The organism is Candidatus Omnitrophota bacterium, assembly GCA_028712255.1.
Lineage (GTDB): Bacteria > Omnitrophota > Gorgyraeia > Gygaellales > Profunditerraquicolaceae > UBA6249.
This window is the reverse complement of the sequence record JAQTQJ010000006.1, coordinates 76944-93557: the sequence shown is the minus strand read 5'-3', so window position 1 is coordinate 93557 and position 16614 is coordinate 76944. Positions and strand designations below refer to the sequence as shown.

The following is a 16614-nucleotide window of genomic DNA, read 5'->3' as shown; positions in this document are numbered from 1 at the left end:
TTCCCTTTATTTAATTACCCTTATGCGTTGCGGAGGCCAATAAACGATTAAGGCCTGTCCTAAAAGGTCTTCTTTGGGAACAAATCCCCAATAGCGGCTGTCTTTGGAAGAAGTGGAATTATCTCCTAACACAAAATAACTGTCTTTGGGAACGATAATCTTTTCTCCTTCAGAAGCAAACTCTCCTCTATTGTAATAATAAATCTGGTTAAAAATTGGCTCAATAGCCGGTTTATCATTTACATAAATGGATCCACCTTTAATCTCAATTGTCTCACCCGGCAAGCCAACTAACCTTTTTATAAAATCCTTCTTCTTGTCTTCAGGATAAATAAAAACAATTACATCCCCGCGTTTAGGCTGCCTTAAAGCAGGAAGGCGCCAGTTAGTAAGAGGAATTTTTGCACCATAAATAAACTTGTTTACCAGAATAAGATCGCCTTCAATCAAGGTCATACGCATTGAACCTGTAGGAATCTTAAAAGCCTGGATCAGGAAAGCGCGGATAACCATCGCCAGTAAAAAAGCGACTACGATTGATTCAATCCAATCTCGTAAAACGGATTTCTTTTTTAAACTCATATTTTTAATACCTCCAAAAATGCTTCTTGCGGTATTTCAACTTTACCGAACTGTTTTAACCGCTTCTTCCCCTTTTTTTGAGTCTCCCAAAGTTTACGCTTACGTGTAATATCTCCTCCGGAACATTTACTTGTAGCATGTTTGCCTACGCAACGTACTTTTTCAGAAGCCAAAATCTGGCTTCCTACTGCTGCCTGTATACTCACTTCGAATAGCTGGCGGGGGATTAATTCTCTTAATTTCCCGACTAAAAGATGGGCTCTTGAGACAGCTTTTTCTTTAAACATCAGTGAGGAAAAGGCATCACAGATCTGGCCATTAAGCAGGATATCAAGTTTTACCAGTTTTGTTGGCAAGTATTCTTTTACCTCATAATCCATGGAACCATAACCACGAGTAATTGACTTTATGCGATCATAGAAATCAACGATTATTTCGGAAAGCGGTATGGAGAAGACAACTTTCACACGATCTTCACCCAAGTATTCATTGGAAACAAATATTCCTCTGCGCGATTTGGTAAAATCACAAACTGCTTCAATAGAATCAACCGGAACTATCATAAGCAAACTAGCATATGGCTCCAGGGATTCCTCAATATCGCTAGATGCACAAAGTTTAGCAGGAGTATCTACTTCTATTACTTCACCGGATTTTGTTTTTATACGGTAGACTACATTGGGGACGGTAAGAATAAGGTTCAAATTATATTCACGCTCAAGCCTCTCTTGGACAATCTCCATATGTAAAAGGCCCAAGAATCCACAGCGAAAACCAGTTCCGAATGACTGGGAATTTTCAGGCTCAAACACAAATGAAGCATCAGAAAGCTTTAATTTATCCATGGCATCGCGTAACTGAGGAAAATCAGCTGGATTTACCGGATAGATACCGCAAAACACAAGAGGTTTTAATTTACGGTAACCAGGCAGAGCCTGATCGCAAGGATTTTTGGGGTCAGTAATTGTATCTCCAATGACCACCTCGCGTGGATCACGAAGATTAGCCGTGAAGTAACCAACTTCTCCACACGTTAACAAATCTACTGCTGAATATTTTAGGTCTTTAAACACTCCCAGTTCTTCAATTTTATAGATTTTACCGGCATGGAACATCTTTAATTGGGTTTTAGGGGAAATCTGTCCGTCTATAACCTTAACAAAAACAACTACTCCTTTAAAAGCATCGAAACGGCAATCAAAAATTAAAGCCTTAAGTGGGTTTTCTATTTTGCCAGCCGGAGCCGGTATAGTTTCGATAATCCTGTCTAAAATTTCAATAACGCCTGTTCCCTCTTTTGCGGAAGCCAAAATAATCTCTTCTTCCTTAAAACCTAAAACGGTTTCAACCTGTAATTTTACCCGGGGAACATCTGCGGAAATCAAATCGACTTTATTGATCACCGGAATTACATTGAGGTTATTTTCTAAAGCCAGATAATAATTTCCCACGGTCTGCGCCTCTATGCCCTGCCCGGCATCTATCACAAGAACTGCTCCTTCACAAGCAGCAAGAGATTTGGAGACTTCATAAGTAAAATCAACATGGCCCGGAGTATCAATGAGATTCAGGATATATTCCTTATTAAATTTTTTGGAAAAATAATTTAATCTGACCATTGAAGCTTTTATAGTAATTCCCCGTTCTTTCTCTAGCTCCATATCATCAAGAAGCTGGTCTCCCTTATGGCGTATATCTACTGCTCCGGTTATCTCCAATATCCGGTCAGCTAAAGTGGATTTACCATGGTCAATATGGGCAATGATTGAAAAATTTCTCAGGAGGGCTTTATCCATTTATCCTATATATTCAGCCATTTTATCTACTACCTGTTCGATAGAAAGCTTGGTAGTATCAATATAAATTGCATCTATTGCCTTACGTAAAGGTGATGCTTCTCGAGTAGAATCGATTTTATCACGGTTAGCTAAATCTTTAGCAACATCATCCTCTGAAACATTTTGCCCTAAACCTCTTAATTCTTTAAAACGGCGGTTTACCCTCTCCTGTGCGGATGCGTCAATAAAAAATTTCTTTTGGGCGCAAGGAAAAACTACCGTACCAATATCTCTGCCATCTAAAACACACTCACCTCTTTGGCCAAATTCTCTTTGTAATTTAACCAGTATCTGGCGTACATCCTTTATCTTAGCTATATCAGAAACAAATTGAGTAATTTTTGGCTTGCGAATATCCAAAGAGATATCTCTACCATCCAAGATAACCTTTAGTGAACCATCTGGGTTACTCTGCAGGTCTATTTTTGTCGAACAGGCAAGTTCAAAGATTTTCTTTTCATCAGCTACTGGTATGTTATTCTCTAAAACTTTTAGGGTTAAAGCCCTATACATTGCGCCAGTATCAATATAAAGAAAACCTAGCCTTTTGGCCAGGATTCTGGCAACTGTACTTTTCCCTGCGCCGCTTGGCCCATCAACAGCAATAATCATTTTAATTTCTTCCGCTTTTCCCTGGCCAACCCGAGGAATTTTGATAAAAGTTTTTTATTTTTGTTTCTTAAGGCAAGTTTTAAGATATTGAGTTTTGCCTGGAAGGTCAAAAGTGCATCCAGTAAATTACGACGGTTACTTAAAAATATTTGGCTCCAGAGATCGTTATCCGAAGCAGCAATGCGGGTAGAATCCTTTAAACCACCAGAGCTTAAGTTTAAAAATTCATCCGGAATCGTATTTATTAAAGAAAATGCTATTGCATGCGGCAGGTGGCTGGTAAGTGCTAAAATCTGATCGTGTTTTTCTGGGCTAAGGACAACTATCCGCGATCCTAACCTTCTCCAAAACAACCTTATTTTATTCAATGCACTATTATTAGTTAATGAATTGGGAGTAATAATGCAAACCGAACCGTTGAAAATACCTGCTTGAAGATTAAAAGCCCCGCGCTTTTCCGAACCAGCCATTGGATGACAGCCGATAAAATTTGGGATTACTTTGCTTAATTCAAATACAATATTTTCTTTACTGCTTCCGACATCAATAACGATACAGCCTCTTTTTATTTTCTTTGCTATTTTTAATCCAATATCAATAATTGTATCAACTGGGGTAGCTAATATAACTAAATCAGCATCTTGCACGGCATCCAAAGATGTGACTGCTTGGTCAACAGCTCCCATTTTTTTAGAAAAGTAAGCATTCTTGTTGTGACGGCTTAAGCCCGTAATTTGGCCTACCAAACGCCTTTTCTTTAAGTCTAGCCCTAAGGATGCTCCGATTAGCCCTGTGCCAATAATTACAACTTTATCAAACACTCTCATTAAATTTTCTTCCTATGCAATTAGCAATATCTTTAAGCTGGACCATAAGTTCAAGGAATCTATCCGGAATAAGTGATTGCGCTCCATCGGAGACAGCCTCTTCGGGATGGTTGTGTACTTCAATAATCAAGCCATCTGCGCCTGCTGCAACAGCTGCTTTAGCTAAAGCAGGCACCAGACCCCATTTACCGGCTGCATGGGACGGATCAACGATTATCGGTAAATGCGAAAGTTGTTTTGTTACGGGGACTGCGCTTATATCTAAAGTATTACGAGTAGAATCTTCAAATGTACGGATTCCTCTCTCACAAAGAATTACTGAAAAATTACCAGCGCTTAAAATATATTCAGCAGACATTAACATATCCTTAATTGTAGAAGCCATGCCTCGTTTTAAAAGTACAGGTTTTTTAGTTGCGCCTACCTCTTTTAAAAGATTAAAATTTTGCATATTACGGCAGCCAATTTGCAGGACATCTACGTAATCAGCAACTAAACTTACATCCCTAGGATCCATTACTTCACTGACTGTAACCATCCCTAGTTCATTCCCTACCTCTCGTAGCATCTGTAGACCGGCCCTACCTAATCCTTGAAAACTATAAGGAGATGTCCTGGGCTTAAAAGCTCCGCCACGAAGCACAGTTGCACCGGCTTTCTTTACTTCTTTAGCAATCGTAAATAAACTATCAATATTTTCAATGGTACAGGGTCCGGCCATAGCGACTATTTCTATCCCCCCGATTTTTACGCCCCGGCCAAGCTCGATTATTGAATCCTCTTTTTTAAATTCTCTGGAGACTAATCTAAACGGCGAAAGTACTGGTATAACATTCTCTACTCCCGGAAAAACCTCTAAAGGAGTAACCCTTAATAGGTCCTCCGGACCGATAACGCCAATAATAGTCCTCTTTGATCCCTTAGAAACATGGGGCGTTAAACCTAATGCTTTAACTTTATCGATAATATGATCTACTTGTGCTTGTGTTGCCTCAGGTTTTAAGACAATAATCATTTGGCCTGTCTCCTTGCCACAAGGGCATACCCGCGCGATACCTTACAAGCACGGGGTGTTAAAATTTTTCTTAAAATTTGCATGGATCTTTGGTTTTCTTTTTGAGTGCCGATAGTCAGTCGAATAAAATTTCTCAATCCATATTGGTTCATATCCCGGACAATTACTCCGAATTTAAGCATCTCTCTAAAAACCTTTAAACCATCCATCCCCATATCTATCAGGATAAAATTAGCAACCGAAGGAACATAACCCAATCCCATTTGAGATAAATTTTGGTAAATAAAATCCTTGCCCTCCAGGGTTATCTTACGCGTTTTTTTAAGAAAATTTTTATCCCCTATCGCAGCTATTCCTGCTGCTTGGGCTAGGCTATTGACATTAAATGGTTGCCTGACTCGTTCCATGTAGGAAACTAATTCCGGTTGTGCAATCGCATAACCTAAACGTAAACCGGCCAAGCCATAAGCCTTAGAGAATGTTTGCAGAATAACGATTCTTTTTTTACGTTTTAAAAAATTTAAGCTATCCGGGTAATCATTAACATCTATGAAGGCATTGTAGGCTTCATCAAAAACCACCACAACATGCTTAGGAAGGGCATTTAAAAACCTCTCAACCTCATTTTTAGTAACATACGTTCCTGTAGGATTATTGGGATTAGCAATAAAAACCAATTTTGTTTTTTTATCTACCAATTTTAAAATGGCCCCTAAATCATACTTAAAATAACTAAGTGGGGCTTTTTTAACTCTACGCTCATTGATCCGGGCAATAATCTCATATTCTAAAAAAGTGGTGTCGGCGGTAACAATATTCTCATCTGATTCGACGAAGGTTTTGATTAACACATCAATGAGCTCATCGGAACCATTACCTAAAACAAAATTCTCTGGTACTAACCCGAAATATTCACTAAGCCGTTTTTTTAAATAAAAACCTTGGGCATCTGGATAACGGTTAACTTGTAACAGGCATTTTTTCATTGCCCTGACTGCTTTTGGCGAAGGGCCCAATGGGTTTTCATTAGAGGCAAGCTTAAAAACCTGGCTTAATCCCAGTTGCCTCTTAGTCTCTTCGATAGGCTTACCGGGAGTATAAGGTTTAACATTCACAATGCTTTTTCGTATTAACTCTTTCACTTCTTTTTTCTCCAAAAAATATAGGAATACTTATCCTTGTGGGTAAGAACCTAAAATTTTCAAGTAAGTGCATCGACGCTCTAATTCATTCAGTGCCTTCTTTATTTTTAGGTCATCTTTGTGGCCTGAAATATCCACAAAGAAATAATATTCCCAAGCCTTCTTTTTTGACGGACGTGATTCAATTTTAGTAAGATTAACCCCATATTTACGGAAAGGCAGAAGCATCTCATATAAAGCACCTACCCGGTCCTTAATCGAAAAAAGCAGCGATGTCTTATCATGTCCCGTAGGTTTTGCAGGATTTTTACCAACTACAAGAAATCGTGTAATATTATGTAAAGTATCCTGGATTCCATAAGATATTACTTTTAAACCATAAACCTTTGAGGCTAATAGCGAAGCAATAGACGCACTATTCTTCTCCTTTTTTGCTACCTGGGCCGCATAAGTTGTGCTAGATACATCAATCAAATGCGCATTAGGTAGATTTTTCTTGAGCCAAATACGGCATTGCCCAAAAACTTGCGGGTTTGAATAAACTTTTAGAATTTTGTGCTTCGGACAATTAGCTAATAAATTATGCGATACATCTAGATTTACTTGGGCACAAATTAATAGATCTGAATCTACCAACATATCCAAAGTATGAGTTACTGCACCCTCAATGGAATTTTCTACCGGAACTACCCCATAATCAGCAGCATCCCTTTCTACATCTAAAAATACTTCCGGAATACTACCACAAGCGATATATTCCATCTGTGAACCGAATCTTTTCAAAGCCGCCAAATTACTAAAAGAAGCTTCCGGCCCCATATAGGCAATTTTTAAAACTCTTTCCAGGGCAAGGCCTGCAGACATAATCTCCCGGTAAATCGCTTCAAGTGCCCCCTTTTTTAAAGGCCCACGATTTAAGCTGCCGACTTTTTTCAAAACATCCATCTCTCTTTCAGGAGTATAAATACTTTTACCAGTATCAATCTTAATTCTGCCAATTTTTTTAGTTGCCTCAACACGTAAATTCAATAAAGCAATTAATTTACGATCAAGCTGGTCAATCTCTTTACGCAATTTGCCTAGGCTCATTTTTAACCTCCAAATCTTCTTGAATAATCGGCTCGATATTCTCTTCTTGTTTTTGCTGAGCCAAAACCGTAAAATCTTCAATTTTAGGGAGATCCTGAAGAGACTTTAATCCAAAATGTTCAAGAAATTCCCGAGTAGTCCCAAATACATATGGCCTACCAGGGATCTTTTTTCTCCCACATATACGAATTAAATTCTTTTCCAATAAACTCTTCATTACACCGTCAATATTGACGTTTCTTAGAGACTCTATCTCTACCTTGGTTAAAGGCTGTTTATATGCAATAATGGCCAAGCTTTCCAGAGCCTGCTTTGATAGTTTATCATTATAACGGTTTTTAAAGAGTTTCTTCAGAAAGGGCGCAAAGATATTAGAGGTAATCATCTGAAAACCTCCCGCAACTTCTGTTACACGGATACCCCGGTTTTGCGCTATATACTCGGTTTTTAATTCTTCGATAATCTTATTTATGCTGTCATTATCCGGAATTTCCAAAACCTTTTTTATTTGTTCAAGAGTAATTGGTTTTTCGGATGCAAAAATTAAAGCTTCAACAGCAGATTTTAAATTATTCTCTTCCATATTTACTTCACCAGGCATTTTTGTTTATAGACCAAATTTAAGAGGTCTTCAGTAGTGTTAACTTGTGAATTAGCCGACAGAACTTTTTTAATCATTCCCAGGGCCTCCGATCTCTTGTATTGCAATTGCAGCAAGACATCCAGGGCCTCTTCAGATATGTTTTTTGATATAATCTTAGCTGGGGTATCTTGATCCTGGATAAGGCCGAATTTACCTACTTTATTTTGTAATTTAGCCACAATCTCCTTGGCTCTTTGTTCACCAATACCAGGCAGAGACTTTAAATAAACCAAATCCCCTTCATCTATAGCCTTAGCTATCAATGATATCGGTTGATTTAGTGCTTTTAAAGCTGCTTTCGGGCCAATACCGGATACAGTAATAAAAATTTCAAAAAAATCTTTTTCAACTTGATTTAGAAATCCAATTAAAATCGGAGTACTTTTTGATTGTTCTACCTGATAATAATGATAAGTTAGTAAGGATACTGGGCCATCCGGATTGATTGACTTATCGATTCCTTGCATGACACAGGCAGGTATAAAAACCTCATAACTTAACCCGCCTAAATCCAGAATTAAATAGTTAAGGCCTTTTTCTAAAACTTTTCCTGTAATTCTAGAAATCATATTTTTGAGCGGTTAATATAATTATGCGCTATAGCTAACGCCAAGGCGTCGGTGACATCCATATGAGATGGTAAAGTTTTTAATCCTAATGTATGGACAATCATCGCCTGTACCTGAGCCTTAGAAGCCAAGCCTTTTCCCACTATTGATTTCTTTATACGTGTTGCGCTATATTCAAAAAGAGGTATATTTTTGGAAGCTGCTGCCAAACAAATAACCCCTCTGGCTTGTCCCAAAATACAAGCAGTTGCCGGATGTTTATAATGTGAATATATTTTTTCAAGCACCAAACAATCTGCGTGCATATCGCTGATTAATTTAAGTACTCCGCGATAGATTTTATCTAGTCTTTTTTCAGCTGGCTCTTTTGCCGAGGTTTGAATTATACCCGCTTCAATTAAAGCTAGGGCTGCTCCCTTAACCTGAATAACACCATAGCCGCTGATAGCTAGGGCAGGGTCAATCCCTATAATAATCATTCCTCTGAAGCAACCTCATCCAAAATTTCATCTGGAATATCAAAATTAGCATAAACCTGTTGAACGTCATCGTGCTCTTCCAGCGATTCTATCAAAGCCAAAACCTGTTTTGCTTCATTCCCAGTAACTTTAATCGTAGAGGAAGGAATCATAGTTAATTCAGCATCTTCCCACTTAATCCCTTTTTCTTGCAGAGCAGCCTTTACTTTTTCCAGGTCTTGAATGGATGTAAAAATTTCATAAAAATTGTCATCGTGCTTCATATCTTCGGCGCCCGCATCCAAAACAATATTCATCAATTCATCTTCTTTAATCTTATCTTTAGTAACTGAAATATAACCTTTTTGAGTAAATATCCAGCTTACCGCACCTGCCCCCGCCATATTTCCCCCTCTTTTTGACATAAGATTACGCAACTCAGCGGTAGTTCGGTTTTTATTATCAGTAAGAGAATCAACCAAAATCGCCACGCCTCCAGGACCGTAAGCTTCATACATTACCGCCTCATAGACTACACCTGGAAGTTCTCCGGTTCCTCTCTTTATTGCCATCTTCACATTATCCGAAGGCATATTTGCCTCTTTAGCCTTTTGCATTATTGCCCGCAGACGAGGATTAGAATCGGGATTACCCCCTCCATCCCTAGCAACTACAACGAGTTCTTTGATAATTTTAGTAAAGGTTGCGCCTCTTTTTGCGTCGGCAATACCTTTTTTACCCTTATTTGTCTTCCATTTCGAATGACCTGACATAACTTCCTCCCATGTTAGAACATTGAATATTAAATCCTAAACAAATTTAAACAGTAGTTATAAGCTGTAAGTTTGTAGCTTATAACTTAAAGCTTAAAACTTATCCAGAGTTTAGAATTTCTAATTTAAAGCAGGCAGAATAAGCCGGGTTCTGTCTTGATGCGAATCTGCGCATCGATTAGTGACTATTCCTCTCAACAAGCGCGTTACCGCGCAAGCTTTAGCAGCATACCCTAAGACTGATATCGCGCCGGATACAGCGCTTGTCTCCTATTCTGCTTTGCTCCATGTAGAGATTGCCTCGTTTCACCGCCCCATTTACACGGGGACGCTCGTCTCTGTGGCTCTCCCGCCAAAAATATTAGCGGGTCCGCCACGTATTGTGGCGGATATCCGTCTTAACTTGCGTTAAGAGACGGGAGTTACCCGTTACATTATCCTCTGGAGCCCGGACTTTCCTCCCAACATTAAAACAATGGTGGGCAGCCACATTCTGCCTGCTTCTTTCTAATTGCTTCTGTCGCCAATTTATCCGCCAAGCTGTTTTCTTCTCGCCTGACATGATTAATTACTACTTTTTCAAAACCAGTTAAAAGATGCACTGCTTTGTTGTAAAAATTCCGTATTCCTTCATGCCTAACTTTATAAATCTTGTTTAGTTGTCTGGCCAAAAGCTGGCTATCCGTATTAATCTCCAAACTTTTGGCTTTTAAAACACGGGCCTCTTCAAGAGCATATATCAAAGCAGAGTATTCAGCAATATTATTGGTAGCATGACCGATATAATTGGATATCTTTTTAATTATACAGCCACTTTGATAAATTACAACTCCGGCTCCACTTTGCCCTGGGTTACCTTTGGAAGCCCCATCAATATAAATTTGTAAATGGGTCATTCTTCAATATAAAGAATACGGTTGCACATTTCACAGGTAATAATATGTTCATACATCTTAATTAAATTAATTACTTGTGGAGGCAATAGCATATGGCAACCAGCACAAGAATTGTCTGCAACTTTTACAATAGCCAATCCGTTACGACTATGCAGGATACGTTCATACTCTAACAGTATCTTTAGGTCAATGTCAGGAATAAGCTGTTTTCTTTGAGCCTCTAATTGGCTTAAATTACCCTCAATTTCTTTTAACCGTAACTCTACCCTCTTTTTTTCTCCAGAAAAAATCTTTTCTTCTTCTTTTAATTTTAAATCTTCATCAGCGATTTGTGCTTTAATTTTATCTGATTCTTCAAAAGAGATAAGAATCTTTTCCTCGATTACTGATCCGTCAGCCTTGGTATCTGCAATTTGCTGTTGCATAGTTTGAAATTCTTTATTTGTCTTTAAAGAATAGAGCTGGCCCTGTAGCTTCTTTACTGTTTCAGCGTTAGCTGCAAGTTCAAGTTCCTTTTCCTTACGCTGTTTTTGCAACTCCAAAGATTTTTTTTCAAGCTCAGCCAAACCTTGTTTTTTGCTTTCAAAGGAGGTTTCTAATGTCTTGACCTCTTGAGGCTTAGCTAGCTTTTCATTGTTTAGAGCATAGATCTGGCCGTCTAACTTCTGAAGTTTTACTAAACCAATTATCTGCGACTTCAAATCAGCTATAGTCAATTTATCTCCTCAGAAAATATTAATGGACGAATAAGACTCGCAACCTCTGACTTCCACAATGTGAATGTGGCGGGCGCCACTAATACTTTGGCGCCCGTCCGCCAACGCTTTAGTGGCGGACGCTCTAACTTCGCTCATTTTAAATGGGCGATAGAGGATTCGAACCTCTGACTTCCACAATGTGAATGTGGCGCTCTAACCAACTGAGCCAATCGCCCCATAATATATAATACTGGGCCCACAGGGACTCCAACCCCGGACCAGTCGCTCCTCGCCCAGCTCGTCGCTTCCCATAGGGGCTCTGCCCCTATGGCGCTTCGCTGTCACCCCGAATACGTGGGGAAAATTTTTCCCCACACCCCTTTTTGGTCCGAGGTTTAAAACTGTGTGCCGAAAGCTATCAACTGGGCCCACAGGGACTCGAACCCCGGACCAATTGATTATGAGTCAACTGCTCTAACCGACTGAGCTATGGGCCCTAATTTGTTAATAGTGAATATTTTTTTAGTTTAACACATTATTTATAGCGGGGCAAGTTAAAATTTATCCAAATTAACTCGGTAGAATAGCTCTTTTTTTGCGATTAATAACCTTTAAGAAAGTACTCACAATACGAGGGTCAAACTGAGTTCCGGAGGCCTTTTTAATAAGATCTATCGCAACAGTCTTGGAAAATGCCTTATGATATGGCCGGTCGCTAATCAAAGCCTGGTATACATCAGCAATAGCAATAACCCTAGCTCCCAGAGGAATATCCTCTCCTTTTATCCCGCTAGGATATCCTTTTCCGTCCCAGCGCTCATGGTGATAGAAAATAAAAGGAATCAGGGCATGTAAAAATTGAATAGGCCTAATAATATCAGCCCCAATCTGAGGATGTTTTTTAATTTCTTCAAATTCCTTCTTGGTAAGCTTGCCCTTCTTAAGCAAGATATTCTCACTTATACCTATCTTGCCTAAATCATGCAACATCGCCGCCTGCTTTATTAACTCTACCTCTTCTTTTGCTAAATTTAATTCTTTTGCAATTTCTATTGCAAAATGTACCGTATTCTCAACATGTTCACCGGTATAATGATCTTTTAATTCCAGAGTTTTAGCAAAGGCAAAAATTGATTCAGTCAACCCCTGTTTTGATTGTTTATTAAGTTTATTAATTGTATTCTTTAAAGTTTTTACGCCTATGGCTTTAGATGATTTTTCCGTTTTTTTCTTCAGATTGCTTTTGATATCTAGAATACAATAGGCGCGATTACCTCCGCTTTCCTTGACTTTATTAAGCACTTTGTTGGCTAAATTCACCAAATCCTTTCCTTTATTAGCTCTATCATCAGGAAAAGAAACTACGGAAAAACTTAACTTTAACTTAACGCTGTGTTTCTTATTCCCAAAGTTAATGAAGTTTAAAGAATCGAGCAATCTCTGGGCCATATTAAAAGCCACACTACGATTTAACCTGGGAGATATAATAATAAATTCTTCTCCACTGTAACGCACAAGGATATCGTAACGCCTTACCATTCTTTTTAGCTGTATTGCCAACTGTTTTAAAACCAAGTCGCCAAAGGCTACGCCATAAACATCATTTATAGATTTAAAATAATCCACATCAAGCATTATTAGAGCCAAATTTTGAGCATATCTTCTAGCCTGGTGGAATTCGGCTTCAATAACATCCTGAAGATAACGATAATTATATAATCCAGTATGCGCGTCGATAAGCGAAACGCTCTTTAACTTTTGATTGGTTTTAATCAATTCACGGTTAAGAATATTTTTTTCTAATTCCGATTTTTTATACCTGGCTGTCTCCTGCAGAAGTTCTTGAGTACGTTCTCCCACTAAATGCTCTAAATTATTACGGTAACGCTGTAATTCTTCGGTTATCTTGTTTTTTTCGGTTATATCAACATGTACTCTGGCAAATAACCATTGGCCATCACTGTTTTGAAAAGGTATGGTAGTAACCTGATTGAAACGGTTATTTTCTTTAGGCATTACCTCTTCGCTAACGATAGCTTTCTTTATCTCTAATGTTTTGTCAATCGGACACTCAGGGCAGGGAACCAAACGATCTTTAAAATAATTAAAACATTTTTTCCCCTTCCAATCTCCATAAAGATGCGCCCATTCCGGGTCTACATAATGAATAAAATAATCCTTATCAATAATATCCAGGCCGGTTTTAGTTGCTCCTAAAATAAATTCGATCTGTTTATTTAAAGTACTTGCATTTGACTCAGCGGTTTTCCTTGATTCAATCTCTAACTCCAGTAACTTTGTGCGTTGTTCTACTAAAACCTCCAGTTTTTCACGGTAAACTTTTAATTCTTCTTCGGTAACTCTATGTTTACTTATTTCTTTGCGTAAGTCTTCATTAAGGCTAGATAATTCAGCTGTTCTTACCTTAACTCTAAGTGCTAGTTCCGAACGGATATTTTGTAATCTTTCTTCTTCTTTTTTACGCTGCGTAATATCCCTGGATATACCAGTTGTGCCGACTACAGCGCCATGTTCGTCGAAAACCGGGGTTTTAATAGTTTCAACCCAACTAACTATGCCTTCGTTGTTAATTATTCTCTCCTGCACACATTTTCGCTTCCCGCTCTTCATTACTTCCTGGTCGTCGGCGCGATAACTTTCCGCCAGATCTTTTGGCCAAATATCTAAGTCATTCTTACCCACCAGCTTTTCAGGTTTAAAACCACAAGTCTGGCCAAAACGCTCATTAACCATGATAAAGTTGCTTTGGCTATCTTTAAGCCAGGCAATATCCGGAATATTATCCAAAATAGCCTTTTCTTGCAGCTCTCTATTAAGCAATTCCGCAGAAGTAATCTCTACTTTATCCTGTTTTTGATTTTCCATATTTATTGAATAAAAGGCAGCCCCCCCTTTAAGAGAAGCTACCCTAAGACTTATTTTTTAAACAAGTCATTATAAATACCTTTATTGATGCTGGCTTTAATATTCTCTTTGGTGTGCCAGAGTCATATCCATAAATGTGCGCAAACGTCGCGAACGTGATGGATGCCTCAACTTCTTTAAGGCTTTGGCTTCGATCTGCCGGACTCTTTCTCTTGTAACCTTAAATACATTGCCTACTTCTTCTAAGGTGCGTGCTGATCCATCTTGAATACCAAAACGTAAGACTAAAATTTTCTTCTCTCTCTCCGTTAAAGTACCTAAAGCAGAATTCATTTCATCTTTTAACATTGAACGCACGGTTTCATTTGCCGGTGATACTGCTTTTTTATCCTGAATAAAATCCCCAAAGTGCGTGTCGCCTTCATCCCCTATAGGCATTTGTAAAGAGATAGGTTCCTGAGCAATCTTGAGAATGGATTTTATTTTACCCTGTGGAAAACGCATCTTGTGAGCGATCTCCTCAGGAGTAGGTTCACGGCCATTTTTTTGGACAAAAACCCTAGAAAATCGAATTATTTTGTTAATTGTCTCGGTCATATGCACAGGGATTCTGATAGTGCGGGCTTGATCTGCAATCGAACGGGTTATCGCCTGGCGGATCCACCAAGTAGCGTAAGTTGAAAATTTATATCCGCGCTTATATTCAAATTTTTCCACAGCTCGCATTAATCCGATATTACCTTCTTGAATTAGGTCAAGAAAAGAAAGCCCTCGATTAGTATATTTTTTAGCAATACTTACAACCAGCCGAAGGTTCGCCTCCACCAATTTCTTTTTAGTACGGCTAAACTTTAGATGAGCGGATTTTACCAATTTCATCTGCTCCTTAATTTTACCGTAAGGCTGAGAAATTTCTTTCAGTATCTGAGAACGGCGGTTACTAGTTCTTTTACCTGAACGTTTTATATAATCAAGTTCCCGAAGTAACAGGCTTAATTTACGCACCGCCGCCTCGATCACGGAAGTGGTAAAATTAAGTTGTAATATCAAATTAACAGCAACATCATCACTTCGAGTTTGCTTAACCTTACTTAGGAGGCGCTTAAATCTACCCACAACACTGCTCTTCTTTATTCGAATATCCTCTTTAACTACTTCTTCCATATTGATTTTTTCTTCCAAAATGTCATTGGCAACAACTAAAACTTCATTTCTGACAAATTTAGCAGCAAGGCTGGCACGCTTAAATTTATCTTCAGCATCCTCTATTTTTTTTGCCAACTCAATTTCATTTTCACGGCTTAAGAGCGAAATAGACCCCATTTGCTTCAAATACATCTTTACCGGGTCATCAAGCGGCATAAACCGCTCTTCGCTTTTTAGTTGTTCAGTAAGCAGTTCTTCTCGCTGGGCAGCTAAATTTTGTTTATCCTGAGTAGCCCTGTTTGCCGATAAACCGGCATCACTTTCAGCTTCTACGATTTGAATGTCTTCGTTACCAAGTAATTCGAAAAGGTGATCAATTGCTACGGTGCTTGAAAGATCCTCTGGCAAAAGATCGTTTACTTCATCATAAGTGAGAAAACCTTTCTGTTTGCCCAGAGCAATCAATTTCTCCATATCCTTAGTGGGCTGCTCTTTTTTCTTCATTCGCTAATCACCTTTCTTTATAAGATTATGAAATTCCTGAATAAGGCTATTTAATCTTTGTTCATCACCCATATTTTGGGCATTTTTTATCTGTGTATGTAGGTATTCACGCCTAGTCTTTACTCTCTGCACTTTAATTCGCGCAATACAATCATTGAGAGCTTTTTCCCTTTCTTCCTCTAATATAGTGGGCATAAACATGGTTTCGCAGAGTAACTGATTTGCATCATCTTCACTGAAATAATTCATCAAGAGGCTTGGCTCAATATTTTTACCTCGCAGGATCAAATCATGAATAACTTGTACAATTTTGGCGGTGCGCGCATCTTGAAAATCCGAAGGGGATAGCTCCTCCATGATTTTTCCAATCAATTCTTTTTCTTCAAGCATAAATTTGATTAAAAGCTTCTCAGCGGGATTAATTTCAGTATATTTTTTTTCTAAAGGCAAAACTATTCTTCCAGGACTTGTAGCGTTAAGTTTCAATTTATTCAATTCATCAAGAATATAGTGTTCATCTATTTTAATCTCCTCAGATAATTTTTTTATATACTCGCCTCTTAAAATGGCATTATCGAATTTATTAATGGTTAAAAGCATTTGGGAGGCGATCTCACTTTTTCCTTGGGCCTCCTTTATATCATAACGACTCCTTAAGACATCCAGTTTATAATCAAAGAAACTAGCCGCATTATCAATTTTAACTCTTAAGCTCTTTACTCCTTCTTGGCGCACTACCACATCGGGATCTTTGTCTTTTGGCAATGGGGCAATTTTCACATTCATTCCTTCATCAATAAGGATATCCAGGCTTCTTAAAGTAGCAATCTGGCCTGCCGTATCGCCATCGTAGACCATTATTACATTATGGGTATAACGCTTAAGTAATTTAATCTGCTCCAAGGTAAGGGCAGTTCCTTGAGAGGCTACTATATT

Annotated in this window: 15 protein-coding genes, 2 tRNA genes, 1 other RNA gene and 1 pseudogene; all 19 read right to left on the bottom strand. The window is 38.5% G+C overall.

Features of this window, described 5'->3' with window-relative positions; all coding sequences use genetic code 11:
• Positions 1–6: 6 nt before the first annotated feature.
• Entirely contained in the window at positions 7–582 is a 576-nt protein-coding gene (gene lepB, locus PHC29_04210) for a signal peptidase I (protein MDD5108695.1), read from the bottom strand.
• Positions 579–2378, bottom strand: a complete 1800-nt coding sequence (lepA, locus tag PHC29_04205; GenBank protein MDD5108694.1) for a translation elongation factor 4 — start codon at positions 2376–2378, stop codon at positions 579–581. Before lepA ends, lepB begins: the two co-directional genes overlap by 4 nt.
• A complete protein-coding gene (cmk, locus tag PHC29_04200; protein ID MDD5108693.1) occupies positions 2379–3032 on the bottom strand; it encodes a (d)CMP kinase in 654 nt (217 codons plus the stop codon).
• On the bottom strand, positions 3029–3859 hold the full coding sequence (locus PHC29_04195; GenBank protein MDD5108692.1) for a prephenate dehydrogenase: 831 nt from the start codon (positions 3857–3859) through the stop codon (positions 3029–3031). The genes cmk and PHC29_04195 overlap by 4 nt, the downstream gene beginning before the upstream one ends.
• Positions 3846–4874, bottom strand: a complete 1029-nt coding sequence (gene aroF / locus PHC29_04190; protein ID MDD5108691.1) for a 3-deoxy-7-phosphoheptulonate synthase — start codon at positions 4872–4874, stop codon at positions 3846–3848. Before aroF ends, PHC29_04195 begins: the two co-directional genes overlap by 14 nt.
• Positions 4871–6016 carry a histidinol-phosphate transaminase gene (hisC, locus tag PHC29_04185; protein MDD5108690.1) on the bottom strand — a complete coding sequence of 382 codons (1146 nt, stop codon included), beginning with the start codon at positions 6014–6016 and terminating at the stop codon, positions 4871–4873. Before hisC ends, aroF begins: the two co-directional genes overlap by 4 nt.
• A gap of 30 nt (positions 6017–6046) precedes the next feature.
• Positions 6047–7105: a prephenate dehydratase gene (pheA, locus tag PHC29_04180; protein ID MDD5108689.1), complete on the bottom strand. Its 1059-nt coding sequence runs from the start codon at positions 7103–7105 to the stop codon at positions 6047–6049.
• The gene (gene scpB / locus PHC29_04175; protein ID MDD5108688.1) at positions 7083–7688 is read right to left on the bottom strand and encodes an SMC-Scp complex subunit ScpB; all 606 of its coding nucleotides are present in this window, start codon (positions 7686–7688) and stop codon (positions 7083–7085) included. Before scpB ends, pheA begins: the two co-directional genes overlap by 23 nt.
• Positions 7689–7690: 2 nt before the next feature.
• Positions 7691–8317 (bottom strand): OB-fold domain-containing protein, encoded by a 627-nt coding sequence (locus tag PHC29_04170; protein MDD5108687.1) that lies wholly within the window; start codon positions 8315–8317, stop codon positions 7691–7693.
• Positions 8314–8796 (bottom strand): crossover junction endodeoxyribonuclease RuvC, encoded by a 483-nt coding sequence (gene ruvC / locus PHC29_04165; protein ID MDD5108686.1) that lies wholly within the window; start codon positions 8794–8796, stop codon positions 8314–8316. The genes PHC29_04170 and ruvC overlap by 4 nt, the downstream gene beginning before the upstream one ends.
• Positions 8793–9548, bottom strand: a complete 756-nt coding sequence (locus PHC29_04160; protein ID MDD5108685.1) for a YebC/PmpR family DNA-binding transcriptional regulator — start codon at positions 9546–9548, stop codon at positions 8793–8795. The genes ruvC and PHC29_04160 overlap by 4 nt, the downstream gene beginning before the upstream one ends.
• A gap of 126 nt (positions 9549–9674) precedes the next feature.
• Positions 9675–10049: RNase P RNA component class A (gene rnpB, locus PHC29_04155), an RNA gene on the bottom strand.
• A gap of 20 nt (positions 10050–10069) precedes the next feature.
• Positions 10070–10444: pseudogene (locus PHC29_04150) on the bottom strand (ribonuclease HI family protein).
• Positions 10441–11160, bottom strand: a complete 720-nt coding sequence (locus PHC29_04145) for a C4-type zinc ribbon domain-containing protein (protein ID MDD5108684.1) — start codon at positions 11158–11160, stop codon at positions 10441–10443. The pseudogene PHC29_04150 and the gene PHC29_04145 overlap by 4 nt, the downstream one beginning before the upstream one ends.
• Before the next feature lie 144 nt (positions 11161–11304).
• Positions 11305–11378 (bottom strand) — tRNA-Val (locus PHC29_04140).
• A 187-nt stretch (positions 11379–11565) separates the two neighbouring features.
• Positions 11566–11639: transfer RNA gene (locus tag PHC29_04135), tRNA-Ile, on the bottom strand.
• A 73-nt stretch (positions 11640–11712) separates the two neighbouring features.
• Complete coding sequence (locus tag PHC29_04130; GenBank protein MDD5108683.1) at positions 11713–14028, bottom strand: diguanylate cyclase; 2316 nt, start codon at positions 14026–14028, stop codon at positions 11713–11715.
• Between the two features lie 96 nt (positions 14029–14124).
• On the bottom strand, positions 14125–15678 hold the full coding sequence (gene rpoD, locus PHC29_04125) for an RNA polymerase sigma factor RpoD (protein MDD5108682.1): 1554 nt from the start codon (positions 15676–15678) through the stop codon (positions 14125–14127).
• 3 nt (positions 15679–15681) lie between these two features.
• Entirely contained in the window at positions 15682–16611 is a 930-nt protein-coding gene (locus tag PHC29_04120) for a toprim domain-containing protein (GenBank protein MDD5108681.1), read from the bottom strand.
• Between the last annotated feature and the right edge of the window lie 3 nt (positions 16612–16614).

Bases quoted from the DNA above. Each gene is read 5' to 3' on its own strand.
- lepB (MDD5108695.1), bottom strand. From the start codon at position 582: ATGAGTTTAAAAAAGAAATCCGTTTTACGAGATTGGATTGAATCAATC.
- lepA (MDD5108694.1), bottom strand. From the start codon at position 2,378: ATGGATAAAGCCCTCCTGAGAAATTTTTCAATCATTGCCCATATTGAC.
- cmk (MDD5108693.1), bottom strand. From the start codon at position 3,032: ATGATTATTGCTGTTGATGGGCCAAGCGGCGCAGGGAAAAGTACAGTT.
- PHC29_04195 (MDD5108692.1), bottom strand. From the start codon at position 3,859: ATGAGAGTGTTTGATAAAGTTGTAATTATTGGCACAGGGCTAATCGGA.
- aroF (MDD5108691.1), bottom strand. From the start codon at position 4,874: ATGATTATTGTCTTAAAACCTGAGGCAACACAAGCACAAGTAGATCAT.
- pheA (MDD5108689.1), bottom strand. From the start codon at position 7,105: ATGAGCCTAGGCAAATTGCGTAAAGAGATTGACCAGCTTGATCGTAAA.
- scpB (MDD5108688.1), bottom strand. From the start codon at position 7,688: ATGGAAGAGAATAATTTAAAATCTGCTGTTGAAGCTTTAATTTTTGCA.
- PHC29_04170 (MDD5108687.1), bottom strand. From the start codon at position 8,317: ATGATTTCTAGAATTACAGGAAAAGTTTTAGAAAAAGGCCTTAACTAT.
- ruvC (MDD5108686.1), bottom strand. From the start codon at position 8,796: ATGATTATTATAGGGATTGACCCTGCCCTAGCTATCAGCGGCTATGGT.
- PHC29_04160 (MDD5108685.1), bottom strand. From the start codon at position 9,548: ATGTCAGGTCATTCGAAATGGAAGACAAATAAGGGTAAAAAAGGTATT.
- PHC29_04130 (MDD5108683.1), bottom strand. From the start codon at position 14,028: ATGGAAAATCAAAAACAGGATAAAGTAGAGATTACTTCTGCGGAATTG.
- rpoD (MDD5108682.1), bottom strand. From the start codon at position 15,678: ATGAAGAAAAAAGAGCAGCCCACTAAGGATATGGAGAAATTGATTGCT.